General features: G+C 71.8%; 15 protein-coding genes. 6 read left to right on the top strand and 9 right to left on the bottom strand.

The window, feature by feature from the left end; all coding sequences use genetic code 11:
- Positions 1 to 32: 32 nt before the first annotated feature.
- The 7 genes from IM543_11035 to IM543_11005 all read right to left on the bottom strand — a co-directional run bounded on the left by IM543_11035 (position 33) and on the right by IM543_11005 (position 11,583).
- The gene (locus IM543_11035; protein QOY96300.1) at positions 33 to 2,336 is read right to left on the bottom strand and encodes an SUMF1/EgtB/PvdO family nonheme iron enzyme; all 2,304 of its coding nucleotides are present in this window, start codon (positions 2,334 to 2,336) and stop codon (positions 33 to 35) included.
- An 8-nt stretch (positions 2,337 to 2,344) separates the two neighbouring features.
- The gene (locus tag IM543_11030) at positions 2,345 to 4,321 is read right to left on the bottom strand and encodes a hypothetical protein (GenBank protein QOY96299.1); all 1,977 of its coding nucleotides are present in this window, start codon (positions 4,319 to 4,321) and stop codon (positions 2,345 to 2,347) included.
- 77 nt (positions 4,322 to 4,398) lie between these two features.
- Positions 4,399 to 5,463, bottom strand: a complete 1,065-nt coding sequence (locus tag IM543_11025) for a hypothetical protein (GenBank protein QOY96298.1) — start codon at positions 5,461 to 5,463, stop codon at positions 4,399 to 4,401.
- Positions 5,460 to 6,527 (bottom strand): hypothetical protein, encoded by a 1,068-nt coding sequence (locus IM543_11020; protein QOY96629.1) that lies wholly within the window; start codon positions 6,525 to 6,527, stop codon positions 5,460 to 5,462. The genes IM543_11025 and IM543_11020 overlap by 4 nt, the downstream gene beginning before the upstream one ends.
- A gap of 1 nt (position 6,528) precedes the next feature.
- The gene (locus IM543_11015; GenBank protein ID QOY96297.1) at positions 6,529 to 7,092 is read right to left on the bottom strand and encodes a hypothetical protein; all 564 of its coding nucleotides are present in this window, start codon (positions 7,090 to 7,092) and stop codon (positions 6,529 to 6,531) included.
- On the bottom strand, positions 7,089 to 8,384 hold the full coding sequence (locus tag IM543_11010) for a hypothetical protein (protein ID QOY96296.1): 1,296 nt from the start codon (positions 8,382 to 8,384) through the stop codon (positions 7,089 to 7,091). Before IM543_11010 ends, IM543_11015 begins: the two co-directional genes overlap by 4 nt.
- Positions 8,385 to 8,514: 130 nt before the next feature.
- Positions 8,515 to 11,583, bottom strand: a complete 3,069-nt coding sequence (locus IM543_11005; GenBank protein QOY96295.1) for a hypothetical protein — start codon at positions 11,581 to 11,583, stop codon at positions 8,515 to 8,517.
- A gap of 218 nt (positions 11,584 to 11,801) precedes the next feature.
- Here IM543_11005 and IM543_11000 point away from each other — a divergent pair, with 218 nt between their 5' ends.
- From IM543_11000 to IM543_10980, 5 genes are all read left to right on the top strand, one after another.
- A complete protein-coding gene (locus IM543_11000; protein ID QOY96294.1) occupies positions 11,802 to 12,017 on the top strand; it encodes a hypothetical protein in 216 nt (71 codons plus the stop codon).
- A 186-nt stretch (positions 12,018 to 12,203) separates the two neighbouring features.
- Positions 12,204 to 12,800 (top strand): YXWGXW repeat-containing protein, encoded by a 597-nt coding sequence (locus IM543_10995; protein QOY96293.1) that lies wholly within the window; start codon positions 12,204 to 12,206, stop codon positions 12,798 to 12,800.
- Between the two features lie 60 nt (positions 12,801 to 12,860).
- The gene (locus IM543_10990) at positions 12,861 to 13,565 is read left to right on the top strand and encodes a ribonuclease HI family protein (protein ID QOY96292.1); all 705 of its coding nucleotides are present in this window, start codon (positions 12,861 to 12,863) and stop codon (positions 13,563 to 13,565) included.
- A complete protein-coding gene (locus IM543_10985; protein QOY96291.1) occupies positions 13,558 to 14,289 on the top strand; it encodes an HD domain-containing protein in 732 nt (243 codons plus the stop codon). Before IM543_10990 ends, IM543_10985 begins: the two co-directional genes overlap by 8 nt.
- 87 nt (positions 14,290 to 14,376) lie before the next feature.
- The gene (locus IM543_10980; GenBank protein QOY96290.1) at positions 14,377 to 15,654 is read left to right on the top strand and encodes a TCR/Tet family MFS transporter; all 1,278 of its coding nucleotides are present in this window, start codon (positions 14,377 to 14,379) and stop codon (positions 15,652 to 15,654) included.
- A 13-nt stretch (positions 15,655 to 15,667) separates the two neighbouring features.
- On the opposite strand, the gene IM543_10975 is transcribed toward IM543_10980, so the two are convergent.
- Positions 15,668 to 17,824: a TonB-dependent receptor gene (locus tag IM543_10975; protein QOY96289.1), complete on the bottom strand. Its 2,157-nt coding sequence runs from the start codon at positions 17,822 to 17,824 to the stop codon at positions 15,668 to 15,670.
- A gap of 356 nt (positions 17,825 to 18,180) precedes the next feature.
- Here IM543_10975 and psd point away from each other — a divergent pair, with 356 nt between their 5' ends.
- A complete protein-coding gene (gene psd, locus IM543_10970; GenBank protein QOY96288.1) occupies positions 18,181 to 19,008 on the top strand; it encodes a phosphatidylserine decarboxylase in 828 nt (275 codons plus the stop codon).
- Here psd and IM543_10965 read toward each other — a convergent pair.
- A complete protein-coding gene (locus tag IM543_10965; protein QOY96287.1) occupies positions 18,941 to 19,930 on the bottom strand; it encodes a LysR family transcriptional regulator in 990 nt (329 codons plus the stop codon). The two genes, psd and IM543_10965, sit on opposite strands and share 68 nt — an antisense overlap.
- Between the last annotated feature and the right edge of the window lie 5 nt (positions 19,931 to 19,935).

Below are 19,935 nucleotides of genomic sequence, written 5' to 3'. Positions count from 1 at the left end.
GGGATAATTGTCTTACTGTACACCATTCTCACTCAGCGAAGTTCGCGCACCACGCGCAAGCCGACGATGTCGTTCGACAGCACGCTGGAGAAGCCGTTGCGCAGCGCCGAACGGAGGTAGCGCGGATTGTACAGCCAGCAACCGCCGCGCAGGATGCGGCGGGCCTGGTCGCCGCCGGCCTCCCAGGCGCTGCCGTCCAGCGGCGCGCCTTCGTAATTGTCGTGGACCGCGTCCTGCACCCATTCCCACACATTGCCGTGCATGTCGTACAGGCCCCAGGGATTGGCCGGGAACATGCCGCACGGGGTGGTGCCGCCGTGGAAGGCGCCGTACGGGCTGCCGTTGTAGCTGAAGCGGCCGTCGTAGTTGGCCTGCCCGGGACCGATGCTGTCGCCGACACTGAAGGCGCCGCGGGTGCCGGCACGGCAGGCATACTCCCATTCGGCCTCGCTCGGCAGGCGGTAGCGCTGGCCGGTGGCATCCGACAGCCACTGCACGTAGCGCTGCGCGTCGTGCCAGGTGACGCCCACCACCGGGTGCGCATCGGTCTGCGGAAAGCCCGGCTCGAGCCAGCTCAGCTCGCCCGTCGGCTCCCAGCCGGTGGCCTGCACGAACGCCCGCCACTCGCCCCGTGTTACCGGATAGCGGCCCAGCGCGAAGGGCCGCTCGATGCCGACCCAGCGCTGCGGCGTCTCGCGCTCGAGCCATTTCCGCTGCGCGCCGGCCGCCATCGCGATCTTGCGCTCGTGCTCGTGGGAGCCCATCTGGAAGCGCCCGGCCGGGACCGGGACCAGCGCCGGACCGCTGCCGGCGCCATCCAGGAACGCATCGCGCAGCACGCCATCGCCATCGACATCGCCATCGACATCGCCATCGACATCGACATTGCCATCGCCATCGGCCACCGGCGCGGCCGGGCCGGGCATCAGCTGCCGCAGCTCGGACGCGCTGCGCGCCGCCTGCAAGGCGCGCGCCCGCTTCTGTTCGGCCAGGTAGGCTGCCGCGGCCTTGCGCCGCGCAGCCTCGCGCTGCGCTTCCTCCTGCGCCAGGGCGGCCTTGGCGGCTTCTTCCTCGCGCCGGGCCAGCAACTGCCGGCGCAGCGCCTCCTTGCGCGCCGCCCGCGCCTGCTCCTGGGCCGCGCGCTCGAGGCGCTGCTGCTCGCGCCGCTGGCGCTCGACCTGGGCGCGCGCCGCCGCCCTGGCCTGTTCCTCGGCTGCGCGGCGTGCCGCCTGCTCGCCCTCGCGGCGAAGGGCATCGCGGCGCGCGACGGCTTCCTGTGCCGCGATCTCTTCCGGCGACGGGCCCGCCGCATCGCGCAAGCCCGCCAGCAGCGCGCGCACGCTGGCCGGGCGCGCCGCCGGATCGTGCGCGAAGCCGGCGCGCAAGGCCTCCCATTGCTGCGGGTTCAAGGCGGTTGGCGCCGGCGCGGGATCGGCCGGCAGCGCGCCCTCGAGCATCTGGTAGATCATCATCGACACCGCGTACACGTCCAGCGTGGGCGCCGGCTGGCGCTGCGGCTGGCCGGCTTCGGGGGCGCGGTAGCCGCTCGTGCCCGATGCGCCCGGCGCATCGAGCGCCCCGCCGGGTGCAGGCCTGCCGCCCACGCCCCGGCCCGCCGAACGGGCGCGCGCCGCGATGCCGAAGTCGAGCAGCTTCACCTCGCCGCCCCGGGTAAGGAACACGTTGGCCGGCTTGATGTCGCGGTGGACCAGGCCGTGCCTGTCCCAGGCATGCTCGAGCGCGGCGGCCACCGGTTCGAGCAGCGCCAGCACCCGCGCCAAAGGCAGGCGGCCCGCGCGCGCCAGCAGGCTGTCCAGGTCTTCGCCCTCGAGGCATTCCATGATGATGAAGTAGCTCGCGGTGGCCGGATCCTGGGCCCATTCGTAGACGCGCACGATATGCTCGTGGGCCAGGCGGCGGGCCCGGGTGGCTTCCTGGATCAGGAGCTTGGCCTGGACCGCCGACTGGGTCAGCTGCGGCGGCAGGATCTTCAGCGCCACCTGGGCGCTGTGGCCCAGTTCGGCGTGCGTGGCCAGATCGGTGGCCTGCCAGACCTGGCCCATGCCGCCGAGCGCGATCAGGCGTTCGAGCCGGTAGCGCCGGTTCTGCGGACCGAGCTCCTGGCCCGCCACCAGGCCGATCTCGGTGCCGGGCCGGACCGGTCCGGCAGGCGCCGCGTCGACACCAGGATCGGCCAGGCCCGCGGCCGATGGTTGCGCAGGCAGGTAGGCGGCATCGAGGATCGCGTTCTTGCGCAGGTCGAACTCGGCGCGGCTCAGCAGGCCGTCCTCGTGCAGGGCACGCAGTTCACGGATCTTGTCGATGGCGGTCTGCATCGGGTCCGTCAATGGGGCACGGCGGCGCCGCACGCGGTGCAGAAGCGGTCCTCGCTGCGCGCCGGATGGCCGTTGGCGCAGCGGCGTGCGGCCGGGGCCGCACCGCTGTTGCCGATGCTGCTGGCGATGCTGTGGCCGAAGCGGGCCTGGGCCGCCAGCAGTTCGGCCTGGTGGCGGCGGTCCCGGTCCACTTCGGCTTCGCGCCGGGCCTGCTCGTCGCGCACCATCTGCAGCGCTTCGGCTGTGCTCAGCTTGCCTGCGCCGACCATGCCCGCCAGCGCGGCCAGCTGGTCGGCGTCCATCGTCGCGTGCACGCGGGTCTTCATGAAGTCGTTCAGGGCCGCCGCGTTCGGCGCCGCGCTCAATGCCAGTTTGGCCGTGTCGTCCATCGCCGCGAAGGCTTCCAGACGGCGCACTTCGAGCGCATGGCGGCGCTCCTCGGCATCGAGCTGCACGTCCTGCCGGGCGCGCTCCTGGCGCGCCTCGAGCTCGATGGTGCGTGCCAGCTTGTCCTGCTGCGCCGCGTTGCGGGTGGCGTCGATGCGCTGGCGCGCCTGTTCGTCTTCCCATTCCTGCAGGCGTTCGGCCTCGCGCCGGCGCGCGGCGTTGGCCAGCGCCAGCGACTGGTGGCGGGCCAGGTGTTCTTCTTCGTCGATTGCGCGCGCGCGGCGCGCGCAATCGGCTTCGCCGGCGCGCAGGCGCACCAGTTCTTCCTGCCGGCGCGCGCCGTCCTCGATCAGGGCGGCCTGCTCGAGCTTGTTGCGGATCTGCTGCTGCAGCAGACCCTGCGCGAAGCGCTGGCGCGCGATGGCCTGCGCCTGGCGCGCCTCTTGCTGCGCCACGTCGAGTTCGCTGCGCATGCGCAGCTGGGCCAGCGCGCGCAGGTGCTGCCATTCGCGCGCCTCGTCCTGGCGCTGCGCGCCCTTCCGGGCCATTTCGTGCTCCAGCTCGGCCAGCACGTCGCCGGCGCCCCGTTCCAGCGCCTGCTTGCGCGAACTGGCGTCGAGGATGCGCGCGTACAGTTCGATCTGGCGGGCCCGTACCGCGTGGGCGCGGTCGGCGCCGCTCAGGGACAGCTCGGCGCGCGCGATCGCGTCGTCCTGGCGCAGTTCGCGTTCGCGCTGGCGTACCCGCGCCGCCTGCTCGGCGCGCCGCAGGCGCTGCCATTCCTCCGCGTCGTACAGCTCGTCGAGGTGCTGCGCATGCGCGATCTGCACGTGGCGCTCGTCGGCGGCCAGCCACAGGCTGCCGACCCGCGCGCGGTTGGCGTCGAATTTGTCGTGGCGCAGCTCGACCGTGTCGACCTTCACCACCGCCAGCCCGTATTCGGCCAGCAGCAGCCCGAGGCCGCCCTGCAGGCGCTGGTCGAGCTGCTCGCGCAGCGCGCGGTCGCCGGCCATGTCGCGGATCGAACGTGCGCCGACGAATTCCTCGGCCAGCTGGCGCACCGGCGCCGCCAGCAGTTCGCGCAGCTCGCTGGTGCCGATCGTGCCCGGCATCGTCATGAAATGGCGCGCGAAGGCGGGCACGTTCTCGATGCGCAGGCTGACCGTCAGGCGCGCGCTCACCGCCAGCTGCTCGCTGGTACGCACTTCGTCGAAGCGGAACTCGACCGGCAGCGCGGCCGTGCGGGTCACCAGGATCTCGGCGTGCTGGTCGCGCAGCAGATGGTTCAGGCGCGTGAAGAAGCCCTCGATCTCGTACTCGCCCTGCGGCACCTCGGTGGCCTGCTCGCCCTGCAGGATGTAGGCGCGCGCCGTGGCCGGTACGCGCAGGGTCTTGACGAACACCCCCGACAGCGCGCGCACGCCGAAGAACACCGCCAGCTCGTCCGGGCCGGCGACCCAGCGGTTGTCGCGCAATAGCGGGACATTGCGGGGCGCGCCCAGGATCAGGCCGCAGCCGGCGCAATAGCGCGCATCGCCGCCGTGCTTGCGCTCGCAGCGCGGGCAGCTGGCGCCGCCCAATCCGAACATCTGGAACATATCCGACTCCGTTTCATCCTGTGCAACACACCCTGTACAACACATGGCCCAGCGATTCTAGCGCAGCCGGGCCGGATTCAAATGATCCCGATCCTGTCCACGCAGGCCAGGCTCGCGCCGCAGGCCCGGATCGCCTCGCGCCAGCCCGGCGGCAGCCGCGCTTCCCAGGCACGCGGCACCAGGATGCGGTCGCCCGGCGCCGCCAGCCGCGCCAGCAGCGCGCACTTCGGCGCGATCCCTTCCACGGTCTCGACCGCCCCCGTATGCCAGGCCGACGACTGGCCGCTGGCCAGCACCCGTCCGCGCGGCAGGAACTCGCGCCCGCGCGCCATGCGGTCGGCCATCACCAGCGCCAGCTCGAACGAGCCGCCCTGGAAACGCGCTTCGCCGAACCGCACCGTGCTGCGCCACTGCCCGCTACCGCGGCCGTCGAAATGGCGCGCCCCGGCCAGCACCGTGCGCACGCGGGCCTGGAGCGCGGCGTCGACGCCGGGCGCGGCGATGCTCGCTTCTTCGTCGCCCTCGTGCGGCGCCGGGCGCACGCTGACCTCGACCCAGCACAGGCTGTCGTCCTGGCCGCCACTGAGCAGCGGAAACCAGGCGCGCGCGGTGGACACCCCCGCCGCCGGATCGGGATGGCCGCTCAGGGCGCCCAGGTGCGGCAGGCCGTCCGGGCCGCCGGCCAGCACCCCGACCGGCACCTGCCGCAGCTGGTGGCCGTCGATGCGACCGAGCTGCCAGGCGTCGGACCAGCCGTTCGCCACCGGCACCGGCGGCTGCGAATGCAAGTGCGATTCCGCGTGCGGGTGCGGGTGCGGGTGCGGGTGCGGGTGCGGCGGCAAGACGCCGCGCACCAGCCGGTCGGCCAGCACGCAGGCCAGTTCCCAGTCGCGGCTGCCCGGCAAGGGCGCGCGGTCGAGGCTGAGCAGCACCTGCTCGCGGCTGTCGACACGCGGCTCGGTGTGGCGCGCCAGGCGCACCACCTCTTGCATGCGCCGCGCCAGCTCGGGCGCATCCGGCACGCTGCACTTGACGTCGGCGCGGCCGCCGCGCGGGCGCACGGTGGCGGTCACGGTGAGCAGCGAACCGTCCGGCGCGATGCTGCGGCAGCGGATCGGCGCACCGGGGACGGACGCGTTCATGCCTCCTCCCCTGCCGTCTCGCGCCGCGCGGCGCAAGCGCATTCGAGGTTGGCGACGATGCGGTCGAGCTCCTCGAGCAGGAGCGGCAGCATCGCGGCATCGCTCAGCTTCAAGCGCGCCAGCAGCGCCCATGCCTCGTCGAGCGCGCCTGCCGCGCGGCGGCTGTGGCGGGCGCGGCGCAGTTGCGCGGCGCCCGCCAGCGGCCGGCCCGGCGCCGCCAGCCCCAGGCTGGGCATGGTGCCCACCGCCAGGCTGACCAGGTCGAGCCGGCGCAGCAGTTCCTGGTGGCGGCGAAAATCCGCGCCGTCGGCCGGCAGCACCGCCAGCCGCAGGCCGCACATCAGGCCCGGCAGTTCGAGGAACAGGCGCCGCAGCGCGCGCGCGTCTTCCGGCGCCGCATCGAAGGCTTGCGGCGCCGTCGCCGCGGCGGCCGGCGGCCGCGCCGCCTCCCTGGCTTCCGGTGCTCCCTGTGTTGCCTGCGCTTCCAGCTGCGCCGTCAAGCACGCCGCCAGGCCGCGCGTGGCGCCCAGGTCGGCCGGCACGCAATCGTCCACCATCACGCCGAAGCGGGTGTACAGCAGCTGGTTGAAGCCGGTGCGAAAGACATTCCACTCCTCGAAACTGGTGCAGGGCGGCAGTTCCAGGTTGCCCTGGGCCAGCTCGCGCTGCAGGGCCGCCTCGAGCGCGGCCACGAAGCCATCCAGCGCCACCCGTTCGCCGCCTTCGCTGGCGAGGAACAGGTCGAAGCGCTGCTGCGGCTCGCGCGGGTCGGGCGTGTCGATGGCAAAGCTCACCCGCAGGCCGATCTCGGGCGCGGCGGCGAAGGGCAGCAGCGCGCAGGCGTAGGGGCCCGGATCGACGCACCATGCGCTCTCGCCGTCCAGCGGCGCGACGCGCGCGCCCTCGCTCTGGCGCCGCGTGTGCCCTTGCGCGTTGGCCAGCACGGCGAAGCGCCCGGCCGGCACCGTGCAGCCCTTGGCCAGCGGCAGCGCGATGAAGTCCGCGCCCAGACCGGCAAGGCGCGGCGGCGGCTGGCGGAACGGCCGGGTGAACAGGTCCAGCATGCTAGACACCGTCCGCCTCCACCGGCTCGACCACGAAGCGGGCGCCATGGCGCTGGAAGTGCGGCCCCGCCGCATCCTCGAATGGCCAGCGGCCCTCGCACTCGCCGTCGCTGTCCAGGACGCCTGCGAGGACCGTCGCGCCGGCGCCGTCGCGCACCCGCAGGGCCTGCCCGCCGCGCAGCAGGCCGGCCGCCAGCGGCGACTCCGGGTCGAGCTGCAGGATCACCCGGTCTCCGACCACGTGCAGGCGCCAGGCGCCGTCGTCCGTGACCAGGGGCGCGAAGGCCATGCCGCTGTCGGCGGCGCGCAGCATGCCGGCGCTGCCGGCCCAGCGGCGCGGGGCGGGCAGCGCCGGCATGCTGCGCGCCGCCTGCGCCAGGCAGCGCAGCCGGCGCGCCGTCAGCGGCGAAGCCTGCAGCGCCGCCCGTTCGCCCGCCGTCAGCGGGCGGCTGCCGTCGAGCGCCGCCAGCAGGGTCGCGTCGTCCAGCACCAGCCGGTCGCCTTCGACCCGGCGCCGCGCCAGCAGCCCTGCCTGCAGCTTGCGATCCAGTTCCGTCATGCTCATCGCGTTTCCTCCTTCATGCCTGCCGCCGCGCCCAGCCTGGCGATCGCCGCGTCGCGCCGTTTGCGCAAGGTCGGCAGCGAGATCCCGTCCAGCAGCGCCAGTTGCTGCATGGTCGGCAGCTCGCCGGTGGCCGGGTCGAGCCATTCGATTGGATAGCTGTCGTCGTGAGGCCCGAGCAGCTTGAGGTAGACCGCCAGCCGCACCGGCACCGAATCGGCCTCCATGATGCGTAGCGCCCAGCTGCCGCGCTCCTGTGCCGCCGCCGCCACCTGAAGGTAGCGGGGGGACAGTGAAACGCGCGCGGCCACGGCTTCGTCGAGCAGCGGCGGCGGCGCGGGGGCTTCCTGCGCATGGGCATCGGCCACGGCCGGGCCGTCTTCCAGGTCGAGCGCGTCCTGGCGCGCCTCCAGGATCCGGTCCGGACCGGGCGTGCCGGCCTGTTCGGACTCGCCCAGCACACGCCAGTAATCGAGCATCCAGGCGCCGGCATCGTCGGCATCCTGCAGCCAGTCGCGGTCGCCATTGGCGGACAGGGTTTGGTACTCGCCGATCTCGCGCAGCATCGCGCCGATCTTCTCCGGATGCTCCTTCAGGCCGGCGAAGCGCTTGGAGCGGGTGTGCAAGGGTCCGGGGCTGCCGCCAAAGCGCTCCAGGCTCGCGCTCCAGCGCAGGATCCATTCGGGCCGGCAGTCGGCCACGCTGCGCAGCTGGCGCGCTTCGATCGGCTCGGCCTCCAGCGTGCGCCCCAGGATGGCGCCGACCTGCTCACGGTGCTCGCGCCAGGCCCCGAACAGGCGCGCCACCTCGCCATAGGCGGTGTCGAGCATCCGGTAGGCGTACATGCGGTTGGGGCTGCACGGGCGGCCGCAGGCGGCCTGGTAGTTGTCGCTGTCGACCTTGTCGCGCAGGACGGCGTACAGGTCGTTGAATTTCTTGCGCAGCAAGGCGTCGCCACCGGGCGCGGCCCAGAAATCCGGCAGGCGCGCATGCTCGCCCGCCACCGCGTGGCGCAAGGCATGCCAGTCGGCCGGACGGGCCTGCAGTTCGTACACCAGGCTCAGGCCGAGCTCGAAAACGCTGTCGCCATAGCTGTTGCCGGGCATGGCGCCGCGTCCGCCGCAGTCGTGCAGCGCCCGCGCGACCGCGTCCACGTAGTCCGCCAGCAGTGCGTCGTCGGCCGCCAGCAGCCGGGCCGGTCCGAGGCGGGCGAGCGCCCGCAGCGAGCATTGCCCCAGCAACTTGCGGACCTGCTCCCAACCGTGCTCCTGGTACCGGGTTCCCGGCAAACGCATACCTTCCTCATCCTCGATGGCCATCCGCACGAAGGCGGATTGTCAACAGATGATGCCATACAAACACAATATCGCGGCGCGCAGATTGGGGGGGCAAGAGGGGGTGGCGCGATGCCGAGCGAGCGCCCTGCTATTCCGACGGCCGCCCTTGCCGATCTTGCATGCCGCGCAACACGGCGGCCAGGATAGGCGCGGCGTGGCCCCCGCCGGTCGACTGCGAGCGGCTGACGAAGGCGGCGAAGGCGAGCCGGCGTGTCTGGCCCGGCAGGCTGCCCGGCTCCAGCCAGCCCATGAACCAGACCGTCGCCATGCCATCCTGGCCGACCGGGGCCGTGCCGGTCTTGCCGAACAGCCCGGCGCGCAGGCGGTCGAACTCGCGACCGCGGAAGGCCCCGGCCGCCGTGCCGCCGTCCACCACGCCTTTCATGCCGGCGCGGATGCGGTCCAGGCGCACGCCGAGCGGGCCGCCCGGCGCCGGGCCGGCCTGCGCCGCGCGCCCGTCCAGTTCCAGCAACAGGCGCGGCCTCACGGGACGGCCCTGGCCGACCGCCGCCGCGACCAGCGCCATTTGCAGCGGGGTCGCCTGCATGCGCAGGCCGATCGCCATCTGGCGCACTTCGTGGCGGGTCGCGATCGGGTCCAGCATCGACGGGGTGGCCTGGAGCGCGTCCCAGGCCGACCAGCGGAAATCTTCCGGCAGCAGGCCGCCGTCGAGACGCAGGGGCGCGCCGAAACCGAGCCTGCGCGCCATCCCGGCCACCGGGCGCGCGGCGTCGAGCGCGCCCGGTTCGATCTCGCGCAGGCCGGGCATGCCGCCCTGCGCCGCCCCGCCCAGGCTGCGGTCGCCCAGCTCGGCCGTCCAGGCGAACCAGGTGTTGACGCTGTGGGTCAGCGCCTGCGCCACGCCGAGGCGCCCGGCGACGGCGCGGGCCCCGGCCAACTGCTCGCGGAAGTTGGTGATGCGGGCGCCGCCCTCCACCGGATAGGCCGGCGCTCCGGTGCGGAAACCATAGCCGGCGGCGCGCGCCACGCCGTCGATCTCGGCCAAGGGCAGGCCGCCCAGCAGCCGGTCCAGCCGGGCGTCCTCGCGCGCCACCGCCTCCAGGCCGAGCGCGGTGATCACCTTGAAGGTCGAGCCGGGCGCGCGCTCGGCACCGCCATCATGCTGAAAGGCCGGCAACCGCAAGGGACTGCGCGCCGGATCGGCGCGGTCGAAGTCGCGCACTTCCGGCCAGCGTGCCGGTTCGGCCTTGCCGACGCCGCCGCCGGCGGCGGCCAGGATGTCGCCGTTGGCGGCGTCGAGCAGCACCAGGCCGGCCTGCCGTTCGGGCGGGGCGGCTTGTCCGCCGAGGCAGCGCTTGCCGTCCCATTGCCCTTCGCGCAGGCCGATGCATTCCAGCGCCGCCTGCGCCGCCGCCTGCAGCTCCAGGTCCAGGCTGAGCCGGGCCGCGTGGGCGCTGCCCGGCAGCCGCGCCAGCATGCCGGCAACACTCGACGCATGCTCGCGGTGCACGCCCAGCAGCGGACCGAGTCCGGCCGCCAGCGCCGCGGCGCTGGCCCTGCCGTCCGCCCACAGGGCCTGGCCATCGCGTCCGCCGAGCCGGACTTCGGCCAGCGCCGGCCGCAGCGGCGACTGCGCCGCCGGCAGCGCACGCCATGCCAGCCGGCCGTTCTCGACCCGCACGTGACGGTAGGCGGCGTCTTCGGCGCCGGCAAGTCGCGCCAGGTCGAGCGGCGCGGCCTCGAGCACGATGCGGCGCGCGCCGGGTTGCGGTATCAGCCGCACCCGCTGGACGGCATCGCGCGCACGGCAGGCGCGGCCGTCGCATGCCGGGACGATGTTGGCGGAGGCGCCTGTCACACGGCGCAGGCGCCCGACCAGCAGCAGTTCGACCGGCGCCGCCGCATCCAGCGCCAGCGTCGCGCTGTGTGCGGCACTCTCCGCCGCCCCGCCGCCGTCCCAGGCGGCGACGCGCCGCCACGGTTCCCAAGCCTCGGGCAGGCGCGCGAACAGGCGCATCGCGGCGACCGGCAGGCCCTCGTCCTGCGCTACCGGGACGCCGCCGACGCTGGCTTGCCACTGCCCGGGGCTGCCGGGCCGCACGCGCCAGGCCAGCAGGCGGCGCTCGCTGTTGAAGACCCGCAACTGTTCGCGCACGAAGGCGCCGTCGGCCCGGTAATACAGGCGCTCGAGCAGCTTGCGCTGGTCCTGGTCCGGGCGCAGCTGCTCCCAGCCCGGCAAGGGCGCGCGCTGCCCCGGCGCGGCCGCGTTCCAGGCGGCCAGGTCGCGCGGCGCCAGCTCGACCAGCCCATGCGCCCCCAGGCGCACCAGTCCGCGCGCCTGCAATCGTTCGAACAGCAAGGCATCTTCCAGCCCGCGCGCGGCGGCGGCCGGCACGCGGTACTCGCCCGGCGCCAGCGGCAGCGCCGGGAACGCGGCGCCGGGGCCGAAGGCCTGCACCAGCCCGGCGCCAGGCCGGCCCGGCACGGCGCGCTGCAGCAGCAGTTCGCCGGCCTGCGGACAGGTGCTGCTCGCACGCCGGGTGAAGCGCAGCGCAGCGTCCTGCCACACCAGCCAGCCAGCCCTGGCGAACAGGCCTTCGGCGCTGGCGCCGCGCACCACGCCGCCATCGCCGACCCACGCCGCTTTGCCGGCGCCCGCGTCCCAATGCAGGCGCAGCGCGCCGCCGGCTCCAGCGTCGGCGCGCAGCTGCATGCGCGGCATGGCGGACCCGGGCGCGGCCAGCAGCACGCTGCCGGCTGCTCCCTGCGCCGCCACCTCCGGGAACGGGTAGCCGATCCGCAGCGGTGCAGGCTGGCGGCACAGGTCGATCCGCACCGGCGCCGCCAGGCGCATGCCGGACGCCACCACCAGCGCCGCGGGGCCATGCCGGACCACCTCGATGCCCGCCTCGCGCGGCACCCGCACGGTCACCCCGCCGAGCAGCGGCCGGAGCGCCGACAAGCCTGCCGCTTGCGCCGATCCCGCGCCTGCGCCGGCCCCGGACAGCGAACGCGCCGCCAGCGCCAGCACCACGGCGCCGAGCGCCGCCGCAGCGCAGGCCAGCAGCAGCCACGGGTCGACCCCTGCCCGGCCCACGGGCGCCGGGCGCGCACCGATGCGCAGGTTGCGCGCGCGCCGCCGCGCCGTCCTGCCGGCGGCGAAGCTCCCCATCAGTAACGCTAGCCTGGCTGTCATCGGTCTCTGTCCATTCGCGCGGCCCCGGGTGGCCGCCCCGCCCATGCCTAGCGGGGGGGCGCTGAAACCCGTCGACAAGGCCGCGGCGGGCGCAGGTTCGCGCAGGCTTTTCGACAGGTCATTCCGCGTTTTCCGCGTCTCGTCGCATCCTGCTCGCAGCCAGGGCGGGCCTGGCCTACAGTGCACACATCGACAACCCACCTGCAAGGAGAAACACCATGAACATCATGAAACATATGGAAGCCGTGTTCGTCGTCGCCATGAGCCTGGCGGTAGGGGGCAGCTACCTGGTCGACGCCATCCCGGAAGCCCAGGCGCGCAGCTACGCCGCCGCCGACGCCATGGTGGCCAGCGGCGACAGGATGGCGGTCGTGACGGTCAGCGCCAAGCGCCTGCCGGCCGAAGAGAAGGCGGCCGCCGGGGCGCGCGGATGAGTACCGCGGGCCTGCCCGTTGTCGCAGCGCGGCGACGGCGGGCGGCCCCGGGTGCAGCCATTTGTATCACGCTACTGCGCAGTTCGCCGTCGCTTCTGTTTCAGTTGTAAGCATCTGCTTCAAACCGCCCTGCGGTCCACCTGCGGCGATATAGTGGGTCATCCGTTTTTGGATCTGGAGACCGACATGAAACCCACGCTCACCCTCGCTGCCCTGATCGCCATTGGCGCCGCCTTCGCGCCTGTGCCGTCGATGGCGCAGACCGACTTCCAACTGTATATCGGCTCGGCTCCGCCGGCGCCCATCTACGAACGCGTGCCGGGCGCGCGCCACGGCCATGTCTGGGCTCCGGGTTACTGGGCATGGCGCGGCCACCGCCACGCCTGGGTGCCGGGCCACTGGATCGCCGCCCGTCCTGGCTACGTCTACGCGCCGCCGCGCTGGCAGCAGCGCCAGGGTGGCTGGGCCATGGAACCGGCACGCTGGACCCGCTACAGCCCGGACCGCGACCGCGACGGCGTGCCCGACCGCTTCGAACGCCGCGGCTACGCCCCGGTCCATGCCGGCGGCTACCGCGATGGACGCGAATACGGACGCGAATACGGACACGGCTACCGTGACCGCGACCGCGACGGCATCCCGGACCGCTACGAGCGCCGCGGACACGGCCGGGCCCACGATACCGACCGCGACGGGGTGCCGAACCGCTACGACCGCGATATCGACGGCGACGGCGTACCGAACCGTTACGACGGGCGGCCGGGCAATCCCTACCGCCGTTGATAGCGAGCTGCCGGAAACGGAAACGGGCGCCTGCGGGCGCCTTTTTGTTATTCTTGCGCCATGCCTGACCAAAACGCCGACCACGCCGCCGACCACGCCACCCTGCTCGCCGCCGCCTTCAAGGGCGAACTCGCCGCCAGCCGCAGGCTGGCCGCCCGCACCGGCATGCCCGAAGCCGAGGCGCTGCGCGCCACGCTGACGCTGCACGCGGGCGCGGCCGGGCTGGACCGGCTGCTGGCGGCGCGCGCGGCCGAGCGCCTGCGCGGCGAACACGGCGCCGCAGCGCGCCGTGCGCTGGCGGCCGCGGCCCTGGCGCGGCGGGTGCGCCAGCCTGCCGCCCCCGCGTGGCGCGCCTGGTTCGACGGTTCCGCGCGGCCCAATCCCGGACGCTGCGGCATCGGCGCCGTGCTGGAAGGGCCTGGCGGCGTGCGCATCGAACTGTCGCGCACGGCCGGACACGGCAACAGCAGCGAAGCGGAATACCAGGCCTTGATCGCGGTGCTCGAAGCGGCCGTACGGCATGGCGCGCAGGCGCCCGCGATCCACGGCGACAGCCAGGTCGTGATCGACGACGTCCACGCGCCCGGCAGCGCCAGCGCACCTGTGCTGCGCGCCTACCGCGAACGGGCGCGCGCCCTGCTCGCGTGCCTGCCGGGCGCCACCCTGCGCTGGATCCCGCGCCACAAGAATGCCCAGGCGGACGCGCTGTCGCAGCGCGCCGTGCCACCCGAGCCACCCTCCACCGATGAAGCGCTGCATGAATGAACTGAAGAACGAGCTGAAGAACGAGCCGAAGAACGTGCCGAAGAACGCGCCGAAGAACGTGCCGAAGACTGATCTCGCCAGCTGGCGGCCGCGCCTGGCCGCCATGGCCGCCATGGCCGCCAGCGACGCCGACGGCGCCCAGGATGGCGCCCACGACGGCACCCACCTCGAGCGCGTCTGGCGCAATGCCCAGGCACTCCTGGCCCAGCACCCGGAAGCCGACGCCCTGGTGGTGATGGCGGCCTGCTACCTGCACGACCTGGTCAACCTGCCGAAGAACGACCCCGCGCGCGACCAGGCCTCGCGCCGTTCCGCCCAGCTGGCCCGCCACCAGCTGGCGTGGATGCATTTCCCGCCCGATCGCCTGGACGCGGTGGCGCACGCCATCGAAGCGCACAGCTTCTCGGCGGCTATTCCGGCCGAGTCGCTGGAAGCGAAGATCGTGCAGGATGCCGACCGCCTCGACGGCCTCGGCGCAGTCGGGCTGGCGCGCATGTTCTATATCGCCGGGCGCATGGGCAGCGGCCTGGCGCACCCGCAAGACCCGCTGGGACTGGCGCGCGAATTCGACGACCGCAGCTATGCGCTCGACCACATCATGGTCAAGCTGGCCAGGCTGCCCGACATGATGCAGACCGCGGGCGGGCGCGCGCTGGCCGATGAGCGGCTGGCGAGCCTGATGGCGTTTCGCGCGGCGTTCGCGGCCGAGAGCGGGGCCGCCTGAGCGCCTGTCATTTTTCCTGATCGGTGCTTGCCCGATCGGCGCTTTCCCAATGTTAAGATAGATGCACGTCGTCCCTTCGAGGCATCCATGACCAGCTCGACCGCGCCCCAGCCCACCACCGCGCCGGCCAGTACCGGCAAGCTGAATTTCGTGCTGGTCTGCATCTTCATCGACATGCTGGGCATCGGCCTGATCGTTCCGGTGATGCCGCTGCTGGTCGGGCAGTTCGTTCCGGGCCGCGACGACCAGGCCCTGTGGTTCGGGGTATTGGCCGCCACCTTCGGGGTGCTGCAGTTCCTGTTCATGCCGGCGCTGGGCGCGCTCAGCGACCGCATCGGCCGCCGCCCGGTCCTGCTGTACTCGATGGCGGGCATGTGCATCAACTTCCTGGTCACGGCCTGGGCGCCGACGCTGCTCTGGCTGTTCGTCGGCCGCATCATCGGCGGCATGTCCTCGGCCAGCATGTCGGTGGCCGCGGCCTACGCCTCGGATATCTCCACCAGGGACAACCGCGCGAAAAGCTTCGGCAAGATCGGCGCCGCCTTCGGCCTGGGTTTCATTTGCGGCCCCATGCTGGGCGGCCTGCTCGGCAACAACGACTTGCGGCTGCCCTTCTACGTGGCCGCGCTGCTCGGCGCCGCGAATGTCGTGTATGGTTACTTCATGGTGCCGGAATCGCTGCCGGCCGGGCAACGCCCGCCCTTCGCCTGGGCGCGCCTGAATCCGCTGGCGGCCCTGCTGCGCCTGGTGCGGCGCACCGACATCCGCGGCCTGGTCCTGGTCATCGCCCTGGTCACCTTCGGCCAGATGATGCTGCAGTCGACCTGGGTGCTGTACACGACCTTCCGCTTCGACTGGACCCCGCGCGACAACGGCATCGGCATGCTGTGCGTCGGCCTGGTGTCGGCGCTGGTGCAGGCCGGGCTGCTGGCGATGCTGATCCGGCGCTTCGGGGAAGTGCGGCTGGCCCTGATGGGCATCACCTCGGGCGCCTTCGCCTTCCTCGGCTACGGCCTGGCGACGCAGGGCTGGATGATGTACGCCCTGATCTTCGCCAACGTGCTGGGCTTCGCCGCCGCCCCGGCGCTGCAGGCCATCGTGTCCAAGGCCACCCCGGCCAACCAGCAGGGTGAGCTCATGGGTTCGCTGCAGTCGATCGCCAGCCTGGGGGTGATCGTCTCGCCGCTGATCGGCACCGCGATCCTCGCCGGCGTCAGCCACCTGCCGCGCGGCGACTGGCGCATGGGCAGCCACTTCCTGCTGTGCGCGGCGATGCAGGCGGCGGCGATCCTGGCGGCCTGGCATTACTTCCGCACCCATCGCGTGCATGACAGTCATGGCGAGGCCCGGAGCGTGAAGGCCTGAAGCCTGATAGCAGCTAGAACTTCATCTCGAGCGTGGTGCGCAGCTTGACGCCGCCCGGATAAACCCAACGGCGCTTTTCCAGGCCGGCCACCGGGTCGAAGTAACTCGGCTCGAAGGCATTGTCTTCGCCGAGCAGGTTCGATAGCGCAACGCGCAGCACCGTCTTCGGATCGACGGTCCAGGCCGCGTAGGCATCCAGGTCGGTGCGGGCCACCGTATAGAAACCGCGGTTCGCCGCCACCCGCACATAGCCGCCGCGCCGGTGCGCCACGCTGGCACCCGCGGCCAGCGCGCCCGACTTGTAGTCGAGGCCGAGGTTGGCCGTGAGCGGGGTCTGCTGCTCCATGCGGTTGTGCGGGCCGGGCACCGACGCTACCCGCGACCAGTTGCGGCTGACGCTGGCGCGCAGGTCGAGCGCCGGGCCGGCGGCGAACAGCGACTTGAGCGGAAACCTGGTCTCGACCTCGAGGCTGCGCAGCAGCGCGCGGTCATCGTTGACCGGGGTGAAGATCCAGCGCAGGCCATCGAAGTAGATGCGGTTGCTGGTGTAGTCGTCGATGCGGCGCAGCGCGCCGCTCACCGAGACCATCGCCCCTTCGGCCCAGTAGTGTTCGTAGGCCGCGTCGATGCCCCAGGCCAGTTCCGGCTTCAGCTCGGGATTGCCCTGGTAATCGGCCTCGGTGGCGCTGTTGTTTTCCCATTCCGCACGCTGCGGCACGATGGCGCCCAGGTCGGGGGCCTTGTAGGTGCGGCTGACGGCCAGGCGCAGCCCGTCGCTCTGCTTGCCGTCCTTGCCTGCAAACTTGTACAGGGTCTGCAGGATCGGGCTCAACACGCTCGAGCGCACCCGGGTCGGCACGACCGCATCGCCCGTCACGCGGGTGCGCACCCCTTCCCAGCGCGCGCCCAGGTAGAGCGACCACTGCGGATCGATGGTCCATTCGTCCTGCAGGTAGAGCGCCGCGCGGCCGACATTGGCGCGAAAGCCTTCATCGAGCAGGTAGCCGGGCGCAAACACCCGGATCCGGTCGCGTTCGACGCGGATCTCCGAACTCCGGTCGACGCGCAGGTCCCAGCCCAACGCCAGCAGATGGCCGCCGTCGAAGCCGCGCGAAGCCTTTCCCAGCGAGTTCAGGCCGCGCGCGTGGGTGTCGGACAGCGTGCTGCCCTCGGTCTCGGGCGCGCCGCCGGCGTCGCGGCCGCTGCGCCGCACGAAGCGCTTGTGCGAGGCCCATTCGGCGCCGAGCTTGACGTCGAGTCTGAGGCCGGAGGCGGTGCTGCGGGCCCAGTTCAGGCTCGATGTCAGCGTCCGGTCGTCCATTTCGCCGAAGGTGTCCAGGTCGGGCGTCTGGGGCGGGCGCCCCGCCAGGGTCGTGACCACGGGATGGCCGTGGTTGCGGAAACTGCTGCTGGTGAACAGCGCCTCCCATCCCAGGGTGTCGCCCTTGTCGAGGGTCCAGTTCAGGCGCGGGCTCAGGTTCAGCCGGTTCATGCGGCCGTTCTCGGTAGCATGAACGGTGCGGAACATGTCCACCATGCCGCCGGGCCGGGTGTTCTCCTCGAAGCCGCCCCATTCGCGCGACATGCTGTCGTGGTTGCCGCTGGCGGAAAACGCCCATGAGGAATCGTCGTCGCGGCCGGCCAGCTCGGTGCTGAAGCTCGGGCCGTGGAAGTCGCCGGCGAGCAGGTAGCCCAGCTTGGCCTCGCGCTGCGGCTTGCTCACCTTCTTGCGCAGCACGATGTTGATGGTGCCGGCCACCGACTCGGCGGAAAACTCGGCGCTCGCCACGCGCAGCACCTCGATCCGCTCGATCATGTCGGGCGAGAGGGTATCGAGCGCGAAGCCGGCCGGGGTGCGTTCGCCGTTCACCAACACCCGGGTGTAGCCGCCGCCCAGCCCGCGCATCCGGACCTGGGTGCTGCGGCCCGCCCCGCCCGTAACCGTCACGCCCGGAATGCGCTTGAGCGCGTCGGCCACGCTGCTGTCGCCGTAGCGCAGCAGTTCCTCGCGCTTGACGACGATGCGCGCTGCGGTGTCGTCACGGCGCGCGTCATAGCCGGCCCCTTTGATTTCCACCTGCTGGATGGGTGCGCCGGCGTCGGACTGCTGGGCGAAGGTCTGGGCGCTGAGCCCGGCGGCGAGGACGAGCAGGTGGCGGGGGCGCAGCATGTTCATATTCCAGTCTCCAGAAGTTTTTGTTCGATTAATTTGAACAACTATATTCCAGATAATAGCAATGTGTAAAGCACACCAGGCATATTTGATTGCTAGTGCATAGCAATTATGAATGCCTTAAAAAGGAAGTACATATTACGGCCAGACCAATGATCCCGAAGCGAATCGCGTATGTATGTAGCAACTATTTTCCACGCATACGCCTTCCGTAAGGGCACTGGAGTACACTGCAGCCAGCACGGGCGACAAACAAGCATTGCCGCACGTAATCATCGTTATAATGCGCGACCGATTGCAACCCTAAGAGGCCTAATAAAGTGTCCCGGATAAAAGTTCTGCCCCAATATGTGATGCCGAAAACGGCGCTGACCAATCTCGCCGGCCGCGTCGCCGGCGCCAAGGGCGGCGCGATGACCACGCGCCTGATTCGCTGGTTCGTCGGCAAGTACGGCGTCAACATGGACGAGGCGGCGAATCCGGACATCGCGAGCTACAGCAGCTTCAACGAGTTCTTCACCCGCCCGCTGCGGGCCGACGCGCGCCCGCTGGCCCAGGCCGATTTCGTGTGCCCGGTGGACGGCGCGATCAGCCAGTTCGGCGACATCGACGAACACCACATCTTCCAGGCCAAGGGCCACCAGTTCACGTCGAGCGAATTGGTGGGCGGCGATGACGCGCTGGCCGAGCATTTCCGGCACGGCCATTTCGCCAACCTCTACCTGAGCCCGAAGGACTACCACCGCATCCACATGCCCTGCGACGGCCGCCTGACCCGCATGATCTACGTGCCGGGCAAGCTGTTCTCGGTGAACCCGACCACGGCGCGCGGCGTGCCCGGCCTGTTCGCCCGCAACGAGCGCGTGGTCTGCGTGTTCGAGTCGGACGAACACGGCCCCTTCGTGATGACCCTGGTGGGGGCGACCATCGTCGGCAGCATGGCGACCAGCTGGCACGGCGTGGTCAACCCGCCGCGCATGCCGCGCATCTGCGAGTGGCACTACGGTACCGACTCGAACCAGCAGCAGGTAGCGCTCAAGAAAGGCGAAGAGATGGGCCGCTTCCTGCTCGGCTCGACCGTCGTCATGCTGTTCAAGAAGGGCGCGATCTCGTTCAACGGGCAGTGGGCGCCGGAACGCCCGGTGCGCCTGGGCGAGACGATGGGGAATCGTCCGCGCTGACGCCAGGTCGGCGGGCGCCGCCCTGGCCCCGCTCCTTGCACATCTCTTCCATCAAATCCAGGAAGGCCCGGGTCTTGGCCGGCATCAGCCGGCGGCCCGGAAACACCGCCCAGCCGCTCGCGGCCGGCAAATCCCACTCCGGCAGCACCCTGACCAGTTCGCCAGTGCGCAGGTAGGGCTGGGCGAAGGTCAGCGAACTGCCGGCAATGCCGGCCCCGCGCGCCGCGATCCTGGCCAGCAGTTCGGGCGAATTGGCCGTCAGGCGGCCCTGCAGCTGGCGTTCCCAGCGTAGCTTGCCCCGGCTGAGCACCCAGGGCACCGCGCCGCCGTTGCGGCTGAGCAGGCACAAGAGCTCGTGCCGCGGCAGGTCGTCGGGATGCTCGGGCAAGCCGTGGCGCGCCAGGTAGGCGGGCGCGGCGTACAGGCCGAAATATTCCATATTGATGGGCCGTGCATTGAGCGAGGCATCGTCCGGCAGGTCGCCCATGCGGATGGCGATGTCGAAGTTCTCGGCGATCAGGTCGACCCGGCGCGGCGACAGGTCCATTTCCAGCATGACATTGGGGTAGCGCTCGATGAAGCGTGCGATCACCTCGTGCATGCCGATATTCGCGAAGTCGCCCGGCACCGACAGGCGCAGCTTGCCGCTCGGCGCGGCCTGGCGATGCTGCGCCAGCGCGGCGGCCGCCTCCACCTCTTCCACCACCTTGCGCGCATGCTCGAGCAGGCTGGCGCCGAATTCGGTCAGCATCAGCTTGCGCGTGGTCCGGGCAAGCAGGCGCTCGCCCAGCTTCTGTTCCAGCAGCGCGATGCGGCGCGAAACGGTCGACTTCGGCAGTTGCACGCGCTCGGCGGCGCGGCTGAAGCTGCCCGCCTCGACGATCCGGGCGAACAGTAGCAGGTCATTCGGCTCGACGTCCATGATTG

The organism is Massilia sp. UMI-21, from assembly GCA_015277795.1.
Taxonomy (GTDB): domain Bacteria; phylum Pseudomonadota; class Gammaproteobacteria; order Burkholderiales; family Burkholderiaceae_D; genus Telluria.
This window is presented reverse-complemented; position numbering and strand designations above follow the sequence as displayed.